The sequence below is a fragment of the Methylobacterium endophyticum genome, from assembly GCF_050591105.1.
Lineage (GTDB): Bacteria > Pseudomonadota > Alphaproteobacteria > Rhizobiales > Beijerinckiaceae > Methylobacterium.
This window is the reverse complement of the sequence record NZ_JBNHES010000012.1, coordinates 75,661-95,355: the sequence shown is the minus strand read 5'-3', so window position 1 is coordinate 95,355 and position 19,695 is coordinate 75,661. Positions and strand designations below refer to the sequence as shown.

Sequence of the window (19,695 nt, the reverse complement as noted above, 5' to 3'; positions counted from 1 at the left end):
GCCCTGAAAGAGAAAACTGCGCTTTTTTGCCGGGAAAATGGGGATGCCGTTTCGGCCCCGTCCCTTCGGAGCGCCGAGGCTTCCGAAGAACGGCGACACTCGGCGCCAACCGGCCTTCGGCGCTTGTGTTTTCCGGGTGCTATGTGTTCTGTGCGCCCGGTCGTCCCCGCCCGCGAGGGCGGCGGCCCCGTGTTCCACCAAGGCCCGTGATGCGTCTCTCCCGCTACTTCATGCCCACCTTGCGCGAGACGCCCAAGGAGGCCGAAATCGTCTCGCACCGGCTGATGCTGCGAGCGGGGCTGATCCGCCAGGAGGCGGCCGGCATCTATGCCTGGCTGCCCATGGGCCTGCGGGTGCTGAACAGGGTCTGCGCCGTGGTGCGCGAGGAGCAGGACCGCTCGGGCGCCGTCGAGATCCTGATGCCGACGGTGCAGTCCGCCGATCTCTGGAAGGAATCCGGCCGCTACGACGCCTACGGCAAGGAGATGCTGCGCATCAAGGACCGGCACGACCGCGAGATGCTCTACGGCCCCACCGCCGAGGAGATGGTCACGGAGATCTTCCGGGCGAGCGTGCGCTCCTACAAGGATCTGCCGAAGAACCTCTACCAGATCTCCTGGAAGTTCCGCGACGAGGTGCGGCCGCGCTTCGGCACAATGCGCTCGCGCGAGTTCCTGATGAAGGACGCCTATTCCTTCGACTTCGACCAGGCCGGCGCGCGCCACGCCTATAACCGCATGTTCGTGGCCTACCTGCGCACCTTCGCCGGCCTCGGACTGAAGGCGATCCCGATGCGGGCCGATACGGGACCCATCGGCGGCGACCTCAGTCACGAGTTCATCATCCTGGCTCAGACCGGCGAGAGCGAGGTCTTCTGCGACAGGGCCTATCTCGATTTCGACATCCCGGCCGCCACCACCGATTTCGAGGACGTCGCCGGCCTGCAAGGCATCGTCGACGCCTGGACGTCGCATTACGCTGCCACCGACGAGATGCACGAGCCGGCGGCCTTCGCCGAGGTGCCGGAGGCGAGCCGGCTCGCCGCGCGCGGCATCGAGGTCGGGCACATCTTCTATTTCGGCACCAAGTATTCCGAGCCCATGGGCGCGGTCGTCACCGGGCCGGATGGGATCGAGCGGCCCGTGCATATGGGCTCCTACGGCATCGGCCCGAGCCGGCTCGTCGCGGCCATCGTCGAGGCGAGCCACGACGAAGCCGGCATCGTCTGGCCCGACTCCGTGGCCCCCTTCGACGTGGCGCTCATCAATCTCAAGGTCGGCGATGCGGGCACCGATGGCGCCTGCGCCGCAATCCAGGCCCAGCTCGAGGCCGGCGGCCTCTCCGTGCTCTACGACGACCGCGACGAGCGGCCGGGCGCCAAGTTCGCCACCGCCGATCTGATCGGCCTGCCCTGGCAGGTCATCGTCGGCCCGAAGGGGCTCGCCGAAGGCAAGGTCGAGCTGAAGCGCCGCGCCACCGGCGAGCGCGAGACCTGGGCGCCCGTCGAGCTGCTCGCCCGCCTGAAGCGGCTCTGAGGCGGGGATGGCCGTATCCGCCACGGGGATGATCGGGCGTTTCCGGAGCAAGGGCGCGACGGCGCCCTTCGCCGGCTTCGAATGGCTGATCGCCGGGCGCTACCTGCGCGCGCGGCGGCGCGGCGGCGGCGTCTCCGTGGTGGCCTTCTTCTCCGTGCTCGGCATCGCGCTCGGCGTCGGCACGCTCATCATCGTGCTCTCGGTGATGAACGGCTTCCGCACGGAGCTGCTCTCGAAGATCGTCGGCATCAACGGGCACGTCTTCGTCACGCCCATCGACAAGCTCTTCACCGATTACACCGACCTCTCCGACCGTCTCTCCAAGGTTGCCGGGGTGCGCGCCGCGATCCCGCTGGTGGAGGGGCAGGCCTTCGCCTCCTCGCCCTATGGCGGCAGCGGCGTGCTGGTGCGCGGCGTGAAGGGCGAGGACCTCGACAAGATCGCCGCCATCTCGAAGAATGTCCGCGGCGGCACGCTGGAAGGCTTCGACGACGGCAGCGGCGTCGCCATCGGCCGGCGCCTCGCCGACACGCTCGGCCTCCAGGCGGGCGACCAGATCACGCTCTCGACGCCGAAGGGCGCGACCACCCCCTTCGGCACGGCGCCGCGCACCAAGACCTACGCGGTGAAGGCGATCTTCGAGATCGGCATGACCGAGTTCGATTCGACCTTCGTATTCATGCCGCTCGCGGAGAGCCAAGCCTTCTTCAACCGCGACGGCGACGTCAGCCTCATCGAGATCTATGTCGACAAGCCGGACTTCGTTGCCGAGATGCGCGAGCCCCTCGAGATGGCGGCCGAGCGCCCGGTGCTGCTCACCGACTGGCGCCAGCGCAACCGCACCTTCTTCGGAGCGCTGGAGGTGGAGCGGAACGTGATGTTCCTCATCCTCAGCCTGATCGTGGTGGTGGCGACGCTCAACATCATCTCCGGCCTGATCCTGCTGGTGCGCGACAAGTCGAGCGACATCGCCATCCTGCGCACCATGGGCGCGACGCCGGGCACGGTGATGCGGGTCTTCCTCATCAACGGGGCGCTCATCGGCATCGTCGGCACGCTCGCCGGGCTCGCCCTCGGCATCATCGTCACGCTCAACATCAAGCCGATCCAGCGGGTGCTCTTCCCCGGCGCCTGGGACCCGACCGTGCGCTTCCTCGCCGAGATCCCGGCCGAGATGAACCCCACCGAGATCACCGTGGTGGTGCTCACCTCCTTCGCGCTCTGCCTCGTCGCCACCCTCTACCCGTCATGGCGCGCCGCCCGGCTCGATCCGGTGCAGGCCCTGCGCTACGGCTGAGGCGGACAACACCCATGACCACGACAGAGACCTCGGCCGGCGGCCAGCCGGTGCCGGCGCTGTTCTTCTCCCGCGTGGAGCGCCGCTACAGGCAGGCCGAGGGCGCGCTGGAGATTTTACGCGGGGCGGATCTGGCGATCTGGCCCGGCGAGATCGTCGCGCTGGTGGCGCCCTCCGGCGCCGGCAAGTCGACGCTCCTTCATCTCGCCGGGCTGCTGGAACGTCCCGATGGCGGCGAGGTCTATATCGGCGGCCAGCCCACCGCCGCCATGGCCGATTCCGAGCGCACCCGCCTGCGCCGCGAGGAGATGGGCTTCATCTACCAGTTCCACCACCTGCTGCCGGAGTTCTCGGCGCTGGAGAACGTGGTGATGCCCCAGCTCATCCGGGGCCTGTCGCGCAAGGAGGCCTCGGCCCGCGCGAGTGAGCTTCTGGCCTTCCTCGGCCTCAAGGAGCGGCTGCCGCACCGGCCGGCGGAGCTCTCGGGCGGCGAGCAGCAGCGCGTCGCCATCGCCCGCGCGGTGGCCAACGGGCCGCGCCTGCTGCTGGCCGACGAGCCCACCGGCAATCTCGACCCGCATACCGCCGACCACGTCTTCGGCATCCTGGTCTCGCTGGTGCGCGCCTCCGGGCTCGCGGCGCTGATCGCGACCCACAACCTCGATCTCGCCGGCCGCATGGACCGCCGCGTGACGATCCGCGACGGGCTGATCGAGCAGCTCGCCTGAGCGGACGGCCCTCGCGAGGGCTGTCTTCGCGATTGTACACTATTGTACGAAGACACTATTCGTGAAAGTCTGCGCTTCCCGCGAAGGCGATTCCGGGTTGTCGGTACCCGTTGCGACGCGACGGTTCTCAGCCGGCTCTGACGAACGCACGGCGCGGCACGGACAATAACAGTCGCGGGAGGTGATCTTGAGAAGAATACTGGTTCTCGTTGGGCTCGTGCTGTCGTGCACACCCGCTTTCGCCGAGAAGGCCGATCTGTCGACCATGACCTGCAAGGCATTCCTTGCCAGCGACAAGGACGACATGAAGCTCACGCTCGCCTGGCTCGACGCCTATTACAAGGGCGAGGACGATCCGCCGGTCATCGATTTCGATAAGCTCGTTGCGAATGCCAAGAAGCTCGGCGAGTTCTGCGGCGCCAACCCGGAACTCGGCCTCATCACCGCGACCGACAAGCTGTTCGGGCGCTGAGGGCGCTTGCCGACGCGCGCCGAGCTTCCGGGACGACCGACCACGGCGCGCGTCCACATCCCTTCACCTTTCGGAAACCATGCCCGGACGTGCTTCGCGATCCCCGCTTTACATAGAACAAAACAAGAACAAATATTCCGTCATCGATGAACGGAGACGACGATGCTCAAGCGGATGATCCTCACCGGCATGGTGGAGCTCGCGGCCTTCGGCCTGCTGTCGAGCGCCGTCGCGCTCTGGGCGGTCGCTCTGGCGCCGCTGCATTGAGCGCCCGCCGGGCCTGCGCGGAGACCGGCGCAATCCCCGGCCGGCGGCCGCGATGCCGCAGGGCTGCGATCGGTGTACAAGGCGGGGCGCTGCATTTTCCGGGTCGACTCGCCGGCCGCGAGCCGGAATCCTGCCCGCTCCCCGACTCGGATCGCTCATGGCCCGCATGCTCAGGGAGGTCGGCTACGTCCACCTCCATGTCCACTCGTCCTATTCGCTCCTCGAAGGCGCCCTGAAGGTCGGCGACCTCGTCAAGGCGGCGGCCAAGGACCGGCAGCCGGCGCTGGCGCTCACCGACACCAACAACCTCTTCGGCGCGCTCGAATTCTCCGAGAAGGCGGCGGGCTCAGGCATCCAGCCGATCGCGGGCCTCCAGCTCTCGGTGCTGTTCGAGGCGCCCGATCCGATGGCGCGCAACGTTCAGGTCCAGAGCACGCCGCTGGTGCTGCTCGCGCAGGACGAGTCCGGTTATCGCAACCTGCTGCGGCTCGCGAGCCGGGCCTATTTCGACGGCCCCCTCGGCGAGCTTCCGCAGGTCTGGGCCGAGGCGCTGGCGGAGGTGTCCTCGGGGCTGATCGCGCTGACCGGGGGCGCCGCCGGCCCGCTCGATTCCGCCCTGCGGGCCGGCCGCCCGGAACTCGCCGCGACCCGGCTCGACGCGCTGAAGCGGGCCTTCGGCGAGGACAGGCTCTATGTCGAGCTTCAGCGCCACGGCGCGGAGGGCGAGAAGCGGATCGAGGCCGAGCTGATCCGCCTCGCCGACCGCAACGGCCTGTCGCTGGTGGCCGCCAACGAGCCCTTCTTCGCCAAGCCGGACGACTACGACGCCCATGATGCGCTGCTCGCCATCGCGGAAGGCCGCCTCGTCTCCGACGAGCGCCGCCGGCGGCTGACGCCCCGCCACGCCTTCAAGACCCGCGCCGAGATGGGCGAGCTGTTCCGCGACCTGCCGGAGGCCCTGGCGGCCACCGTCGAGATCGCCATGCGCTGCTCCTACCGGGTGCGCACACGCAAGCCGATCCTGCCGAATTTCGGCGTGGTCGCCCCTGCGGGCCCCGAGGCCGCCGCCGAGGCGGTCGTGCCCGCCGTCGCCCTCGACGAGCCGGAGGAGCTTCGCCGGCAGGCGGTGGCCGGGCTCGAGCTACGGCTCCAGCGGCACGGCACCGCGCCGGGCTTCACCGAGGAGAGCTACCGCGAGCGGCTCGCCTTCGAGCTCGACGTCATCGTCAAGATGAAGTTCCCCGGCTACTTCCTCATCGTCTCCGACTTCATCAAATGGGCGAAGGACCACGACATCCCCGTGGGGCCGGGGCGCGGCTCGGGTGCGGGCTCGCTCGTCGCCTATGCGCTGCTCATCACCGATCTCGATCCGCTCCGCTTCGGGCTGCTGTTTGAGCGCTTCCTCAACCCCGAGCGCGTCTCGATGCCGGATTTCGACATCGACTTCTGCGTCGACGGCCGCGAGCGCGTGATCCAGTACGTGCAGCAACGCTACGGCGACCGCCAGGTGGCGCAGATCATCACCTTCGGCACCCTGCTCGCGCGCGGCGTGCTGCGCGACGTCGGCCGCGTGCTGGAGATGCCCTACGGGCAGGTCGACAAGCTGACCAAGCTCGTGCCGCAGAACCCGGCCAATCCGGTGACGCTGGCCCAGGCCATCGAGGGCGAGCCCAAGCTCCAATCCGCCATGGAGGAGGAGCCGGTGGTGGCCCGCCTCGTGGAGATCTCCCTCAAGCTCGAAGGGCTCCACCGCCACGCCTCGACCCACGCCGCCGGCGTCGTCATCGGAGACCGGCCGCTCGAAGAACTGGTGCCGCTCTACCGAGACCCGAAGACGGGCATGCGCGTCACCCAGTTCAATATGAAATGGGTCGAGGCCGCCGGCCTGGTGAAGTTCGATTTTCTGGGACTTAAAACTCTGACGATGCTGCGTTGCTGCACCGATCTATTGGAACAGCGCGGCATCATCGTCGACCTCGCCTCGCTGCCGCTCGACGATGAGAAGACCTATGAGCCGATGAAGCGCGGCGAGACGGTCGGCGTGTTCCAGGTGGAATCTGCGGGCATGCGCAAGGCGCTGTGCGAGATGCAGGCCGACAGGTTCGAGGACATCATCGCGCTGGTGGCCCTCTACCGGCCGGGCCCGATGGCCAACATCCCGGTCTATTGCGAGCGCAAGCTCGGGCGCGATGCCGGCAACGAGGCGGACTGGTATCCGCACCCGCTCCTGGAGCCGATCCTGAAGGAGACCTTCGGGATCATCGTCTATCAGGAGCAGGTGATGGAGATCGCCAAGGTGCTCGCCGGCTATACGCTCGGCGAGGCCGACATGCTCCGCCGCGCCATGGGCAAGAAGATCCGCGCCGAGATGGACGCCCAGCGCGCCCGCTTCGTCTCCGGCTGCACCGAGCGCGGGCTGACCAAGCCGAAAGCCGACGAAATCTTCGACCTGCTGGCAAAATTCGCCGACTATGGATTCAACAAGAGCCACGCGGCGGCCTATGCCCTGCTGACCTACCAGACGGCCTATCTGAAGGCGAACCACCCGGTCGAGTTCCTCGCCGCCGCGATGCAGCTCGACATCGACAACACCGACAAGATCGCCGAATTCCGCCAGGACGCGCAGCGTCTCGGCATCGTGGTCGAGCCGCCCTCGATCAACGGTTCGGGGGCGGCCTTCGCGGTGAAGGACGGGCGCATCCGCTACGCGCTCGCCGCCATCAAGGGGGTCGGGCGCGGCGCCGTGGAGGGGCTGGTGGCTGCGCGCGGCGAGCGCTCCTTCAAGGATGCCGCCGACCTCGCGCGCCGGCTGAACCCGCGCCTCGTCAACAAGCGCACGCTCGAGAACCTTGTCGCGGCCGGCGCCCTCGATTGCATCGAGCCGGACCGCGCGCGCGCCTTCGCCTGCGTCGAGCCGATGATGAAGCTCGCGCAAGGGGCGGCCGAGGCCGAGACCACGGGCATCGCCGACATGTTCGGCGGCGTCATGTCGGCCGACGTGGCCCTGCGCGTGCCGCCCTACGAGCCCTGGCCCATGGCCGACCGGCTGACCAAGGAGTTCGAGGCCATCGGCTTCTTCCTCTCCGGCCACCCCCTCGACGAGTACGGGCACCTGCTCGCGAAGCTGCGCGTCCAGACCTGGACGGAGTTCTGCCGTGCGGTGCGGGCGGGGACGGCGAGCGTCGGGCGCGTCGCGGCCTCGGTGCTCGACCGCTCGGAGCGGCGCACCAAGACCGGCAACAAGCTCGGCATCGTCAACCTCTCGGACCAGACCGGGCATTTCGAGGCGATCATCTTCTCCGAGGGACTCGCGCATTACCGCGACATCCTGGAGCCCGGCCGCCCGCTCGTGCTCCAGATCCAGGCGGCGCTGGAGGGCGAGGACGTGCGCGCCCGCATCCAGACCGCCGAGCCCCTCGACGCGGCGGTGGCCAAGCACCAGAAGGGCATGCGCATCTTCCTGCGCGACGAGAAGCCCATCGGCTCGATCCAGCAGCGCCTCTCGATCCGCGGCGAGGGCGAGGTCTCGCTGATCCTGATCCTCGACGGCGGCGAGCGCGAGGTCGAGGTGAAGCTGAAGGACAGGTATCAGGCGAGCCCGCAGGTCGCCGGCGCCATCCGGGCCGTGCCGGGGGTGGTGCAGGTGGAGGTGAACTGAGACGCGCCTCGAACGCTCGGCGCGCGATCGCCCCGGTGCCGCACGCTTCCTCTCCCGGCCCGGCAGGGTGATGGAGATCCGGTCGAGGTGACGCGGCAGCCGGTCGGGCCTGCCCTGCGCCGGATCGCCATGACCGGCGGGGTCACGAGTTGCGCCGTCGTGCCCGCCCGCATCGCCCCGCCGACCAAACGTCGCTCACGGCGGCCACGATGACTCTTCCGGGTCATCCCGGATCGTCGTCGTTATAGATGCTTTCGCTTCTCGACTAGGTTCTGGAATTTCTCGTATTCGGCTTGATCGACGCGATAGGAGTGGTCGTCGTCGGGAAAGGCCACGGCCTTGACCTCCTCGACGTATTTGCGGATGCCGGTCACCGCAACCTCGGTCAGGTTCGCATAGCGCTTCGTGAATTTCGGCTTGAAGTCCGTGAAGACGCCGAGCAGGTCGTAGGCAAGCAGGATCTGGCCGTCGCAACCGGCACCGGCCCCTATGCCGATGGTCGGGATCGTCAGTTGCTCGGAGATCAGCTTGGCGATCGGCGCCGGGACGGCCTCGAACTCCAGCATGAAGCAGCCGGCATCCTCGATGGCGAGGGCGTCCTCGAGGATCTTCATCGCGGCCTCGGCGGTCCGGCCCTGGATCTTGAAGCCGCCGAAATTGGCGATGGTATGCGGCGTCAGCCCGATATGCGACGCCGTCGGGATGCCGGCATCGACGAGCGCCTTGAGGATATGCGCCTGGCTCTTGCCGCCCTGCGGCTTCACGGCGTCGCACAGCCCCTCCTGCATGAAGCGCGTGGCGTTCGTGAGGGCCCGGTCGACGGTGTTGTAGCTCTGGTAGGGCATGCAGCCGAGCACGAAGGTGTCCGGCGCTCCGCGCCGCACCGCCGCGGCATGCAGGATCATCATGTCCATCGTCGCGGGTATGGTGCTGGCATGCCCGTGAGCGACCATGGCGAGGCTATCGCCGACGACGGCGACGTCGACGCCCGCCATCTCCGCCCACCGGGCGGACGTGTAGTCCGGCACGGACATGTAGACGAACTTCTCGCCGGTCCGTTTGGCGGCGCGGATGTCGAGGATCGTCCGCTTGGCCGCCTTCTTGTCCGGCTTGGTGGAAGAAGTCGCCGCCGTGGCACTCATGAACGCCCCTCCGGAATCGTGTGATGGTCGAGGCGGCCGAGCCCGGTCGCCGATCTCGGTCCGGGCTCGCCGCGCGTCCCCTGGAGCCTGTCCTGACGGAGAACCGGATCCCGCTTCTCCCGGGCAGCCTCTAGCGCAGGCCCTGTAGGACGCGGTCGATGTCGGCCGTCGTCATTTCCCACTCGTTCTGGAAATTGGCCACGACGCTGCGCATGAATTGCGGCTGGAGGCGCTCCGCCTGAGCCGTGTCGCCGAGGTGGTCGACCAGCATCGCGTAGGCGAGCTGCGACGGCTCGGGACCCTCGTAGCTCCACTCGAAGCCGTTGCGCGAGTAGAGCTTGGCGTCCGTCCTGTCGGGAAGCGGATTGCCGTCGACCGTGACGACGATCCCGTCGATGGTCCGATCCCCCATGTAGACCTTGGTCACGAGCGTGCCTCCCTCATCTGATGACGCGGGGTGCGGCCGTCGGAGCGGCTGCGCATCACCTCCGGGAAGATCCAGAGGCTGACGACCATGAAGGGGCCGAGGAACGCCACGGCCCAGCGCGGGCCGACCTGACCGAGATACCCCATGTAGAACCACCCCGCGAGCGCGGCCAAGGCAACGGCGACGGACAAGCCGAACTTGATGGGAAACGGCATCGGATTCCTCCCGGATCGGTAGCGGCTCTTACAGGGTGAAGACGGAGCCGACCTGTTGCAGCAGGCCGAGCGAGGTGCCGAGCCCGGCCATCACGATGGCGAGGCCGGCCAGGCCGTCACGCCAGCGCTGGGGCCACACGTTGAACAGGCCCGGTGCGAACAGCACCGCCAGGCCGCCCACGATCACGAGGCTCGTCCAGCGCAGATGGGCGGCGCCGTAGGCGAGACCGCCGCCGACCAGCGCCAGCAGCAGCAGGACGTTGGCCGCCAGCAGCAGCAGGCCGAGCGGCCGGCCCTTCAGGTCGGGGCGGGTTTCGAGCGGGAACATGCCGGTGAGGACGTAAAAGCCGACGCAGGCGACGCCCGCGAAGAGCGCGAACCACGCGAGAGCGGCGACGTTCGGTTCGATCATGCTCATGGAGGACTTCCCAGATGTCGGGCCAGATGGTCGGGGCGGCGCCTCGGGGGCGCCGCATGTCGCGTATGGCGGGGCCTACTCGGCCGGCTGCATGGCGCCGGGCTCGGCGGCGCCGGGCGTGCGGGAGGTCTTGCGCATGTCGGTCTTCACGTAACGCGTGTCGTATCCGTTGAAGAGCGTTCCGAGCAGGCCGCGATTGAGGTCCGAGGTGCGGAACAGCCAGTCCATGATCGGGAAGGTGAGGTTCATGTTCCGCTCCATCATGATCGACTGGTCGTGATGGGCGGTGTGATGCCGGCGGTTCGTATTGATGAACGGCATGTTTCGGACGAACCAGTTGTCCTCGACATGGCAGCAGAAGTGCATGAACTCGTAGATCATGTAGATGCTGGTCGTCGTGGCGATGAAGAGCCATCCGACGTTCGGCGTGAACATGTTGCCCAGCGCGATGGCGCCGGGGATCGACATCAGCGTGAAGGTCGCCAGGGCGTAGGGGGGAAAGAACGTCACCCGGTAATCGCGATGGTCGGCGAAGCGCATCTCGTGGTCGGTGAAGAACTGATGATGCTGGAGAGTGTGCCGATTGTAGACGGCGCGACCGATCGGGTTGCTCTGCGGGCGATGCATGACATAGCGGTGCAGCCACCACTCGAAGAAATTGCAGAACAGGAACACGACCGGCACCGTGACGAACTCCGCCCAGGTCGGGGCCTTGATGTTCGAGATGTAGATATACAACGCCGTCAGGCCGATGGTGTAGATGATGGCGATGTGCAGGAAGCCGTTGTACCAGCCGGCGACGCGCTGCCGATAGTTGGCCCGGTAGTTTCTCTGCCGCTCGCTCATCTTGGTGACTGCGAGTTCCATGGACTGTCTCCCTTGGTCGATGGTTTTCGGGGGGGCGCCGGCCGCGTTCGCTCGAACGCGATGGTCAGTCGGGCACCATCGCCGCCACGGCATGCGAGGGAAGCGCCGGCTTGCCGGCAAGGCATCCCCATTCCCGCCGGACGGCTTGCAGGCAAACGTGATCCGCGCTGAGACCCGTCCGGCACATGGCACCCTCCCAGAGCTGCTCCCTGAAAGATACCTCTGATATATCAACTGTCAACATTATTGTGCCGTTTCGATGGGGCGGCGGGGATGCGAGCGGCTCGCGTCCCCGCCGGTACGCTCGGGGCCGCATCCGATCGCCTTGCGGCGGACGGCGTCTCCGAGTTCTCGATCTGCCGCGTACGCTCGCGCCGAACCCGGAGCCGCTTCGGCGGAGTGCGATCTACTGCGAGATCGCCTCGAGCGATTTGCCCTTGGTCTCGATGCCGAGGATGCCGACGCTGGCCGCCGCGATGACGAAGGAGCCGGCGCCCAGCGCGAAGACGCCGCCATGGCCGAGCGTCGGCAGGATGATGCCGATGACGTAGGGGCCGATGAGCGAGCCGACCCGGCCGACCGCCGAGGCGCAACCCGCGCCGGTGGCGCGCGCGCGCGTCGGGTAGAGTTCGGGGGTGTAGGCGTAGAGCACGGACCACATCCCGAAGAGGAAGAACTGCATCATCAGCCCGAAGGCGATCAGCCAGCCGAAGGACGGCGAGTGGCCGTACAGGTAGGCCGCCACCGCGCTGCCGAGGAGCATCAGGACCGCGGTCGGCTTGCGGCCCCACCGCTCCACGAGGATGGCCGAGGTGATGAAGCCCGGCACGCCCGCGAGCGAGATCAGGATCGTGTAGGTCACGGACTTGGCGACGCTGTAGCCCGCCTCCTGCAACAACGCCCCGAGCCAGGTGGTGAGGCCGTAGAAGCCGAGGAGCGCGAAGAACCAGGTCAACCAGATCATCACCGTGCGGCTCGCGTAGCCCGGACTCCAGAGTTCGAGAAAGGAGAAGCGCCGCTCGCCCTGGGCCTGCTCGGGCAGGACCTGCGGCTCGGATAGCGGGCGGCCGTCGAGGCGCGCGGCCACCTTCGTCTCGATGGAGGTCATCACGGCATCCGCTTGCTCATGCCGCCCGCGATCGGCCAGCCAGCGCGGCGATTCCGGCACCAGGAAGCGGATCACGAACAGGAACAGCGCCGGGAACGCCTGCGCCAGGAAGACCGCCCTCCAGTCGAAATAGCTCAGCAGGACGTAGCTGAGGCAGCCCGCCGCGATGAAGCCGAGGGGCCAGAACCCTTCCATGATGGCGAGGTAGCGGCCGCGCTTGGCCGTCGGCAGGAACTCCGAGACGATGGCCAGGGCCACCGGAAATTCCATGCCCATGCCGAAGCCGAGGAGCAGGCGGGCGTAGCCGAGCACGGTCGCGTCGGGCGCATAGGCGCACCACGCGCTGCCCAGGCCCCAGAACACCATGCTCACCTGGAAGACGAGCTTTCGGCCGAAACGGTCGGCGAGCATCCCGGAGATCGCCGCGCCGGCGAACATGCCGATGAAGCTCATGCTCGACAGGAGCCCGGCCTGGGCCGTCGACAGGCCGAACTCCGTCTTGATCGAGCCGAGCAGGAAGGTGAGCGAGCCGAGGTCGATCGAGTCGAAGAACCAGGCCGTCGCGATGATGAGAAAGATATTGCGCTGGAACTGGGTCATCGGCAGGCGCTCGAGCCGTGCCGCGATCACCGCGCTCGACCCGGCCACGACGCGGGCGGGGGTCTCGGTCGTCGCCCGCTCCGGCAGCACCTCGCCGGCGGGTATCGCAATCTGCCCTACCATCTCTCGCCTCCCTGCGTCTTTTAGTATGCGCAGGGTGTTCTTGCAGGATATTTCTAATCTGCGCAAGATATATCAGAGATATGCCCCTTGCGGAGGAAAGCGCGGGGCACCATGCACCTATATGGCGGCGTGCCGGGCGGACCGATCGGGGCAACAGGTGTCGTCGATGAATTTCGTGATCGGGAAGACGACATCGGCCCGTTCCGCGCAGCGTGGCGAGACGCGGGCGAGGAAGGCTGCGAGCGGGGCCCCCGACGGGGCGGCCGGAGGCGACGACCTGCCCGACCAGACGCTTACGGACAGGGCCTATCGGCAACTGGAGGAGATGATCACGACGCTCGTTCTCCCGCCCGGCATGGTGCTCGGGGAGCAGAACCTGGTCCAGCGCCTCGGGATCGGCCGTACCCCCGTCCGGGAAGCCTTGCAGCGTCTCGCCCGCGACGGTCTCGTCGTGGTCATGCCGAGGCGCGGGATCTTCGTCTCCGACATCAACGTGCGCACGCAGCTGCGCCTCCTTGAGACCCGACGCGTCCTGGAGCGGTTGATCGCGCGCCTCGCCGCGGAGCGGTCCACGAAGGAAGAGCGGGACGTCTTCGCCGGCCTCGCCCAGGACATGCGCGATGCGGCCGCGGCATCGGACGATCTGGCGTTCATGCGCCTGGACCGTCACTTCAACGAGCTGATCGCAACGGCCTCGCGCAATGAGTTCGCCGTGCGCTCGCTGGAGAGCATGGCGGGTCTGTCACGGCGGTTCTGGTATCAGCACTACAAGCAGGCGGCCGATCTGCCGTTGACCGCCACTCTCCATGCGGATGTTTGCGAGGCGCTCGCTCGCCGCGACGTCGAGGCGGCTGGCGCCGCCTCCGACAAGCTGGTCGATTACATCGAGAGCTTCGCGCGCAAGACCCTGGATCTGTGATCCGTGTTCCATAGGGAGCCGCGCGGAACGCCTGAAAGCGTGGTCACTCCTTCAGTGTATCCAGCTCCCCGAACGGCTTCGACCGCTGGCCGGTGCACGCCTCCTCGTCGTCGATGACGGTGAGGATGCCCTTGTCCTCGCGCATCACCACCTTCGGCCGTTCCGCCTTGCCGAAGGTCCGGCCCCTCATGTGGCTCGACACGCAGTAGAGGGTGCGCCCGCCATCCTCGAAGGGGCCGGCGAGGCGGCTGTGCTCGAAGCGCACCGGCAGCAGCGAGATCGAGCCGAACTGAACCTGCTTCAGGGCGAGCGCGGCGATGCGCTGGCGGAGCGCGGCGCTCGGCGCCTCCTCCGCCGCGACAGGCGCCGGCTTGGTCTTCGGCGCGGCCAGCGCCGGGACGCCGAGCGCCAGGGACACCGCCGTTGTCAGAAGAATGGCGTGAGACGACCTCCGCCCCTTCCCCGACCTCGGGCCGAGGTGATGCAGGGGATGCCGCCCCGTCGGCTCGTCCATGAGATCCGCCATCCTCGCGCTCCGGGAGCGGAGGGTATCGGCCCTCCGCGCTCGCGAAAACCCGCCCGGCGGAGCACACCACGGCGAAATCCCGCACAGACCGCTCCGCGGCGCTCACATGGCGGCGCGACACCGGCTATCTCTCCCCGATGCAGTGGAGCGACGAGGCCCTCGTGCTCGGGGTGCGCCGGCACGGCGAGACCGGGACCATCCTGGAGGCGATGACCGCCGAGCACGGGCGCCATCTCGGGCTCGTGCATGGCGGCCGCTCGCGCCGGATGCAGCCGGTGCTCCAATGCGGCAACCGGGTGCGGGTGGTCTGGCGCTCGCGGCTGGACGAGAGCCTGGGCTCCTATGCCGTCGAGCCCCTGGAACTCGCCGCCCCGCGCCTGATCGGCTCGGCGCTGGCGCTCTACGGCCTCTCGCACATGGCGGCCCTGCTGCGGCTGCTGCCCGAGCGCGATCCGCATCTCGGCCTCTACGAGGCGGCGGGGGTGCTGATCGCGCATCTCGCCGACCGGAGCGTCGCGCCGCCGCTGATGGTGCGCTTCGAGCTGGCGCTGCTGGCCGAGCTCGGCTTCGGCCTGGCGCTGCATGCCTGCGCCGCCACGGGCGGCAACGACCAGCTCGTCTATGTCTCGCCGAGGACCGGGCGGGCCGTCAGCGCCTCGGCCGGCGAGCCCTATCGCGACCGGCTGCTGCCGCTGCCGCCCTTCCTGCGCGAGCCCACCGGATTGGTGCGCGCGCCGTTGTCGGAGGAGGTGCGCGGCGGCTTCGCCTTGACCGGACACTTCCTGAACCAGCACATCTGGCAACCGCGTGCCCTGCCTCCCTCCGAGGAGCGCGCGCGATTCGTCGCGCTCGGCCTGGAAGCCGAGAGTCGGGGTTCGTGATATGTTCCAGTGCATTTTCGAGCGGAGCGGATTCCGGTTCGCGTGACGGAAATGCGTTACACGGCAGATGCGCGACCGCCCTCCTGAATCGCGGATCATGGGGGCGGTGGTGATGGGTCCGAGGCAATGGTAGTCGCATGGGTGAGTTGACCGTCCCGCCGTCGGGCGACGGCATCGAGAGCGTCGAGCTGAAATCGGCGCTGGAGGAGCGCTACCTCGCCTATGCGCTCTCCACGATCATGCACCGCGCCCTGCCGGACGCGCGCGATGGCTTGAAACCCGTGCACCGGCGCATCCTCTACGGCATGCGCCTGCTGCGGCTCGACCCGAACACCGCGCACAAGAAATGCGCGAAGATCGTCGGCGACGTGATGGGCGACTTCCATCCCCATGGCGACCAGGCGATCTACGACGCGCTGGTGCGGCTCAGCCAGGATTTCGCGCAGCGTTATCCGCTGGTCGACGGGCAGGGCAATTTCGGCAACATCGACGGCGACGGCCCCGCCGCCTACCGCTACACCGAGGCCCGCCTCACCGAGGTCGCGCGCCTGCTCCTCGACGGCATCGACGAGGACACGGTCGATTACCGGCCCTCCTACAACGGCGAGAAGGAGGAGCCCTCGGTCCTGCCGGCGGCCTTCCCGAACCTGCTCGCCAATGGCAGCCAGGGCATCGCGGTGGGCATGGCCACCTCGATCCCGCCCCACAACGCGGCCGAGCTCTGCGACGCGGCGCTCTACCTGATCGGCCATCGCGACGCGACCTCGGAGCAACTGGTCGAGAGCTTCGTGCAGGGGCCGGACTTCCCCACCGGCGGCATCCTCGTGGAGAGCCGGGCGTCCATCGTGGAGTCCTACCGCACCGGGCGCGGCGGCTTCCGGGTGCGGGCGCGCTGGGCGAAGGAGGATCTCGGCCGGGGCACCTGGACCATCGTGGTCACGGAGATCCCCTACGGGGTGCCGAAGGCGCGGCTGATCGAGAAGCTCGCCGAGCTGCTCCAGGAGAAGAAGCTGCCGCTGCTCGCCGACGTGCGCGACGAATCCGCTGAGGACGTGCGCGTGGTGCTGGAGCCGCGCGCGCGCAACGTCGACCCCGTCATCCTGATGGAATCGCTGTTCCGGCTCACCGAGCTCGAGGCGCGCATCCCGCTCAACATGAACGTGCTCGTTGGCGGCCAGGTGCCCCGCGTCATCGGGCTCGCCGACGCCCTGCGCGAATGGCTCGACCATCGCCGCGTCGTGCTCCAGCGCCGCTCGCGCTTCCGCCTCGGCCAGATCGACCGGCGCCTGGAAATCCTCGGCGGTCTGCTCATCGTCTATCTCGACCTCGACGAGGTGATCCGCATCATCCGCGAGGAGGACGAGCCGAAGCCCGCGCTGATGCTGCGCTTCACGCTCACCGAGGTGCAGGCCAACGCCATCCTCGACACCCGCCTGCGCTCCTTGCGCAAGCTCGAGGAGATGGAGCTCCGGCGCGAGTTCGACGATCTCACGAAGGAGAAGCAGGGCATCGACGCGCTGCTCGACTCCGACGATCTCCAGTGGAAGTCGATCACCAAGCAGATCCGGGACGTCAAGAAGACCTTCGGGCCGGAGACCAAGCTCGGCCGCCGCCGCACCACCCTGGAGAACCCGCCCGACACCGCCGGCATCGATCTCACCGCCGCCCTGGTCGAGCGCGAGCCGATCACCGTGATCGTCTCGAACAAGGGCTGGATCCGGGCCCTGAAGGGCCATGTCGCGGACCTGTCGGGCGTCGCCTTCAAGGGCGACGACACCCTCAAGATCGCCTTTCCCAGCGAGACCACGGCGAAGGTGCTGGTGCTCGCCTCGAACGGGAAGGTCTACACCCTCGACGCCTCGAAGCTGCCGGGCGGGCGCGGCTTCGGCGATCCGATCCGGCTGATGGTCGATCTCGACGACGGCACCGAGATCGTCTCGGCGCTGCCCTACCAGCCGGAGGGCAAGCTGCTGGTGGCGGGCTCGGACGGGCGCGGATTCGTGGCGCCCGCCGACGCGGTCGTCGCCAACACCCGCAAGGGCAAGGGCATCATCGGGCTCGACGGGGACGCCACGGCGACGATCCTCGTGCCGGCGGGCCGGGGCGACCATGTCGCGGTCTGCTCGTCCGACAAGCTGATGCTGGTCTTCCCGCTCTCGGAGCTGCCGGAGATGGCGCGCGGCAAGGGCGTGCGCCTGCAACGCTGCCGGGCCTCGACGCTGGTCGACGCCTGCGTCTTCACCCTCGCGGAGGGGCTGCCCTGGCGCGACGGCTCGGCTCAGCCGCGCCTCGCGAGCGCGCAGGTGCTGGAGAAGTGGATGGGCCACCGCGCCGATGCGGGCGCGCTGATGACCCGGAGCTTCCCGAAATTCGAGGGTTTCGGCAAGTGAGGGCGGCCGCCGTCGCACCGTTGACGCGGATGACGGCGATCATCACCTTACGTCAATGACGGTGCCCGCATGCCGGGGCACCCGTGCCGGCGGGGCGATACAGTGGCCGATACGTCCGTAGCTTATACGCCGGATCTCGAGGACCAACTCGGCCGCATCCGTCGGGCGCGCGAGGAGAGCGAAAAGTTCGTCGCCGCGCAAAAGAAGCTCATGGTGGAGCAGAGCAAGCTCGCGGCCGAGGCGCTAAAGCCCGAACGCGACCGAATGCTCGCTCCTTGGCAGATCGCCCTCTCGGGCATGGCCGCTGGAGCAGCCTTCTTCGGTGCCGGTGCCGCCTTCGTAAAGCTGCTCGGGTCCTGACGGCGCGCCCGAGTCGGAGCCAAGCAGCCGGTTCCGCGCAGACTCAGCGCCGGCGGAACTGGCCGCGGATCGGCGGGCGGGGGCCGGCGGCGCGCTCGTCCTTGTGGCGGAACACGAGGCGGCCCTTCTCGAGGTCGTAGGGCGACATCTCGACGGTCACGCGGTCGCCGGCCAGCGTCTTGATGCGGTTCTTCTTCATCTTGCCGGCCGTGTAGGCCACGATCTCGTGGCCCTGGTCGAGCTGCACGCGGTAGCGCGCGTCCGGCAGGATCTCGAGAACGAGACCGTCGAACTGCATCAATTCTTCTTTCGCCATCCACCGTCTCCGGCCCGACCGAGGGAGCCCCGCTCAGAACGGGGGGCCGTCTCTCCAGGGCAATCCGTAAAAACGCCGGTGGCGGCGGGTCCGATCCAAGTCGGATGCGCACAGCCTTTCAGGCGTGCCCTGCATGTAGTCGTCGCGTCATCGCGACGCAAGCTTCCAGGTTCTCGCCCCAGGTTTCCGCCTTGGAGAAGTGCTTAAGGCGCGGACTCGTTGCCGGCATAGTCGAGGCGCCCGTCCGGCGTCCGGCGCCAGACCCGGATCTGGATGTCCGGCCGCGCGAGGTCGCCCTTGGCGTCGAAGGCGACTTCGCCGGTGCTCAGACGCAGCGGCGCGCCGTCGCGCAGGGCGGCCGCGACCTTGCGCCCCTCCGCCGACTTCGCCCGCTCGACGCCCCGTGCCAGCACCTCGACCGCCGCGTACCCCTGCCCGGCGAAGGCATCCGTCTCAGGAGTACGGCCGGCCGGCTTGCCCTTCGGCTCCGGGAGCTTGCGAGGATCGGCGGGGAGCGTCATCACGGTCCCCTCGGCGGCGGGGCCCGCGATCGCCGGGAAGTCCTTGTCGAGGAGGCCGTCGCTGCCGATCAGGACGGCGTCGAGCCCCGCCTCGCGCAGTCCCTTCGCCAGCACGGCGCCTTCCTGGGCGAGGCCGCCGAAATACACCGCCTCGACGCGGGCGTCCTTGAGGGGCGCCAGCACGTCGGCGGCGTCCTTCGCGCCCTTTTGCAGGCCGAGGAACGCGGCTTCGCCGTTGCCCCGCGCCTTCAGCGCCCGCGAGACGGCGTCGGCGAGCCCGCGCCCGAAGGTCGTCCTGTCATGGACGATGCCGATGCGCCGGCCGGCGAAACGCTCGTTGAGATAGGCGGCGGCTGTGGCCGCCTGCTGCGCGTCGCTGGCGCCCAGGCGCAGGAGGTTCCACCAGCCCCGGCCGGTCAGCGCCGCTCCGGTGGCGCCGGGCGTCACCGTCACGATGCCGGCCTCCTCGTAGACCGGGGCCGCGACGGCGGCGACGATGGTGCTCAGGGGCCCGACGACGAGGCCGATCCTGTCGGCGGCGAATCTTTTCGCGACGGCGGCGCCCTGCTTGCCGTCGCCGGCATCGTCGGCCACCACCAGCGCGAGCTTGCGGCCGGCGACGCCCCCGTTGCGGTTGATGTCCGCCACCGCCTGCTCGGCCCCGAGCCTCATGCCCTGCCCGAAACCGGCGTCCGGCCCGGTGAGCGGCGCCGAGAGCCCGATGCGGAGCGGGCCCTGCTGGGCGAGGGCGGACGGCGCGCCGAGCGACAGCAGGACGAGGGCGGCCGGCGGGCTCAGGCGCATGGTCGGATCCGGTGGGCGAGCACGGCTCCTGCATAGCGCTCCGCGCGGGACGCAGGAAGCGGCGGCGGTCCGGGGCCTTTCGCCGGCGCCTTGCGCGGCCGCGCGCCGGACCTACCTCCGG

Annotated in this window: 18 protein-coding genes; 9 read left to right on the top strand and 9 right to left on the bottom strand. The window is 68.6% G+C overall.

The genetic code is table 11. The features are described 5' to 3' along the window. Positions 1–209 precede the first annotated feature (209 nt). The 5 genes from proS (at position 210) to dnaE (ending at position 7,957) form a co-directional block, all read left to right on the top strand. Positions 210–1,535 (top strand): proline--tRNA ligase, encoded by a 1,326-nt coding sequence (proS, locus tag ACP56T_RS14435; protein ID WP_430912827.1) that lies wholly within the window; start codon positions 210–212, stop codon positions 1,533–1,535. A gap of 7 nt (positions 1,536–1,542) precedes the next feature. Then, the gene (locus ACP56T_RS14430) at positions 1,543–2,832 is read left to right on the top strand and encodes a lipoprotein-releasing ABC transporter permease subunit (protein ID WP_430912826.1); all 1,290 of its coding nucleotides are present in this window, start codon (positions 1,543–1,545) and stop codon (positions 2,830–2,832) included. Between the two features lie 14 nt (positions 2,833–2,846). Next, positions 2,847–3,560, top strand: a complete 714-nt coding sequence (locus ACP56T_RS14425) for an ABC transporter ATP-binding protein (protein WP_430912825.1) — start codon at positions 2,847–2,849, stop codon at positions 3,558–3,560. Positions 3,561–3,741: 181 nt separating this feature from the next. Further along, a complete protein-coding gene (locus tag ACP56T_RS14420; RefSeq protein ID WP_430912824.1) occupies positions 3,742–4,032 on the top strand; it encodes an HdeA/HdeB family chaperone in 291 nt (96 codons plus the stop codon). 424 nt (positions 4,033–4,456) lie between these two features. Continuing rightward, positions 4,457–7,957 carry a DNA polymerase III subunit alpha gene (gene dnaE / locus ACP56T_RS14415; protein ID WP_430912823.1) on the top strand — a complete coding sequence of 1,167 codons (3,501 nt, stop codon included), beginning with the start codon at positions 4,457–4,459 and terminating at the stop codon, positions 7,955–7,957. A 242-nt stretch (positions 7,958–8,199) separates the two neighbouring features. Here dnaE and panB read toward each other — a convergent pair whose 3' ends face one another. The 6 genes from panB to ACP56T_RS14385 form a co-directional block, all read right to left on the bottom strand. Beyond that, positions 8,200–9,099, bottom strand: a complete 900-nt coding sequence (panB, locus tag ACP56T_RS14410) for a 3-methyl-2-oxobutanoate hydroxymethyltransferase (protein WP_430912822.1) — start codon at positions 9,097–9,099, stop codon at positions 8,200–8,202. A gap of 130 nt (positions 9,100–9,229) precedes the next feature. Further along, on the bottom strand, positions 9,230–9,526 hold the full coding sequence (locus tag ACP56T_RS14405) for a DUF6166 domain-containing protein (protein ID WP_430912821.1): 297 nt from the start codon (positions 9,524–9,526) through the stop codon (positions 9,230–9,232). Further along, positions 9,523–9,741 (bottom strand): hypothetical protein, encoded by a 219-nt coding sequence (locus ACP56T_RS14400; protein ID WP_430912820.1) that lies wholly within the window; start codon positions 9,739–9,741, stop codon positions 9,523–9,525. The genes ACP56T_RS14405 and ACP56T_RS14400 overlap by 4 nt, the downstream gene beginning before the upstream one ends. A gap of 28 nt (positions 9,742–9,769) precedes the next feature. Continuing rightward, a complete protein-coding gene (locus ACP56T_RS14395) occupies positions 9,770–10,159 on the bottom strand; it encodes a hypothetical protein (RefSeq protein ID WP_430912819.1) in 390 nt (129 codons plus the stop codon). A 75-nt stretch (positions 10,160–10,234) separates the two neighbouring features. Continuing rightward, positions 10,235–11,026, bottom strand: coding sequence for a sterol desaturase family protein (locus tag ACP56T_RS14390; RefSeq protein WP_430912818.1), 792 nt, complete (start codon positions 11,024–11,026; stop codon positions 10,235–10,237). Positions 11,027–11,432: 406 nt separating this feature from the next. Next, positions 11,433–12,857: an MFS transporter gene (locus tag ACP56T_RS14385; RefSeq protein WP_430912817.1), complete on the bottom strand. Its 1,425-nt coding sequence runs from the start codon at positions 12,855–12,857 to the stop codon at positions 11,433–11,435. Positions 12,858–13,023: 166 nt separating this feature from the next. On the opposite strand from ACP56T_RS14385, the gene ACP56T_RS14380 reads away from it, so the two are divergent. After that, positions 13,024–13,776 (top strand): GntR family transcriptional regulator, encoded by a 753-nt coding sequence (locus ACP56T_RS14380; RefSeq protein ID WP_430912816.1) that lies wholly within the window; start codon positions 13,024–13,026, stop codon positions 13,774–13,776. 43 nt (positions 13,777–13,819) lie between these two features. Here ACP56T_RS14380 and ACP56T_RS14375 read toward each other — a convergent pair whose 3' ends face one another. Beyond that, complete coding sequence (locus ACP56T_RS14375) at positions 13,820–14,290, bottom strand: hypothetical protein (RefSeq protein WP_430912882.1); 471 nt, start codon at positions 14,288–14,290, stop codon at positions 13,820–13,822. Positions 14,291–14,439: 149 nt separating this feature from the next. Between ACP56T_RS14375 and recO the strand changes: the two genes are divergently transcribed. The 3 genes from recO (at position 14,440) to ACP56T_RS14360 (ending at position 17,933) form a co-directional block, all read left to right on the top strand. Beyond that, entirely contained in the window at positions 14,440–15,183 is a 744-nt protein-coding gene (gene recO / locus ACP56T_RS14370; protein ID WP_430912815.1) for a DNA repair protein RecO, read from the top strand. Between the two features lie 137 nt (positions 15,184–15,320). Beyond that, entirely contained in the window at positions 15,321–17,573 is a 2,253-nt protein-coding gene (gene parC / locus ACP56T_RS14365; RefSeq protein ID WP_430912814.1) for a DNA topoisomerase IV subunit A, read from the top strand. Positions 17,574–17,675: 102 nt separating this feature from the next. Then, the gene (locus tag ACP56T_RS14360) at positions 17,676–17,933 is read left to right on the top strand and encodes a hypothetical protein (protein ID WP_430912813.1); all 258 of its coding nucleotides are present in this window, start codon (positions 17,676–17,678) and stop codon (positions 17,931–17,933) included. A gap of 43 nt (positions 17,934–17,976) precedes the next feature. Here the strand turns inward: ACP56T_RS14360 and infA are convergent, their stop codons facing one another. Then, positions 17,977–18,249: a translation initiation factor IF-1 gene (gene infA / locus ACP56T_RS14355; protein ID WP_430912812.1), complete on the bottom strand. Its 273-nt coding sequence runs from the start codon at positions 18,247–18,249 to the stop codon at positions 17,977–17,979. 203 nt (positions 18,250–18,452) lie between these two features. After that, on the bottom strand, positions 18,453–19,574 hold the full coding sequence (locus ACP56T_RS14350) for a branched-chain amino acid ABC transporter substrate-binding protein (protein ID WP_430912811.1): 1,122 nt from the start codon (positions 19,572–19,574) through the stop codon (positions 18,453–18,455). Between the last annotated feature and the right edge of the window lie 121 nt (positions 19,575–19,695).

Coding starts and splice junctions, on each gene's coding strand:
- ACP56T_RS14350 (WP_430912811.1), bottom strand. CDS start 19,574: ATGCGCCTGAGCCCGCCGGCCGCCCTCGTCCTGCTGTCGCTCGGCGCG.
- ACP56T_RS14425 (WP_430912825.1), top strand. CDS start 2,847: ATGACCACGACAGAGACCTCGGCCGGCGGCCAGCCGGTGCCGGCGCTG.
- proS (WP_430912827.1), top strand. CDS start 210: ATGCGTCTCTCCCGCTACTTCATGCCCACCTTGCGCGAGACGCCCAAG.
- ACP56T_RS14430 (WP_430912826.1), top strand. CDS start 1,543: ATGGCCGTATCCGCCACGGGGATGATCGGGCGTTTCCGGAGCAAGGGC.
- recO (WP_430912815.1), top strand. CDS start 14,440: ATGCAGTGGAGCGACGAGGCCCTCGTGCTCGGGGTGCGCCGGCACGGC.
- ACP56T_RS14380 (WP_430912816.1), top strand. CDS start 13,024: ATGAATTTCGTGATCGGGAAGACGACATCGGCCCGTTCCGCGCAGCGT.
- ACP56T_RS14390 (WP_430912818.1), bottom strand. CDS start 11,026: ATGGAACTCGCAGTCACCAAGATGAGCGAGCGGCAGAGAAACTACCGG.
- ACP56T_RS14385 (WP_430912817.1), bottom strand. CDS start 12,857: ATGGTAGGGCAGATTGCGATACCCGCCGGCGAGGTGCTGCCGGAGCGG.
- parC (WP_430912814.1), top strand. CDS start 15,321: ATGGGTGAGTTGACCGTCCCGCCGTCGGGCGACGGCATCGAGAGCGTC.
- ACP56T_RS14395 (WP_430912819.1), bottom strand. CDS start 10,159: ATGAGCATGATCGAACCGAACGTCGCCGCTCTCGCGTGGTTCGCGCTC.
- dnaE (WP_430912823.1), top strand. CDS start 4,457: ATGGCCCGCATGCTCAGGGAGGTCGGCTACGTCCACCTCCATGTCCAC.
- infA (WP_430912812.1), bottom strand. CDS start 18,249: ATGGCGAAAGAAGAATTGATGCAGTTCGACGGTCTCGTTCTCGAGATC.
- ACP56T_RS14375 (WP_430912882.1), bottom strand. CDS start 14,290: ATGGACGAGCCGACGGGGCGGCATCCCCTGCATCACCTCGGCCCGAGG.
- ACP56T_RS14400 (WP_430912820.1), bottom strand. CDS start 9,741: ATGCCGTTTCCCATCAAGTTCGGCTTGTCCGTCGCCGTTGCCTTGGCC.
- panB (WP_430912822.1), bottom strand. CDS start 9,099: ATGAGTGCCACGGCGGCGACTTCTTCCACCAAGCCGGACAAGAAGGCG.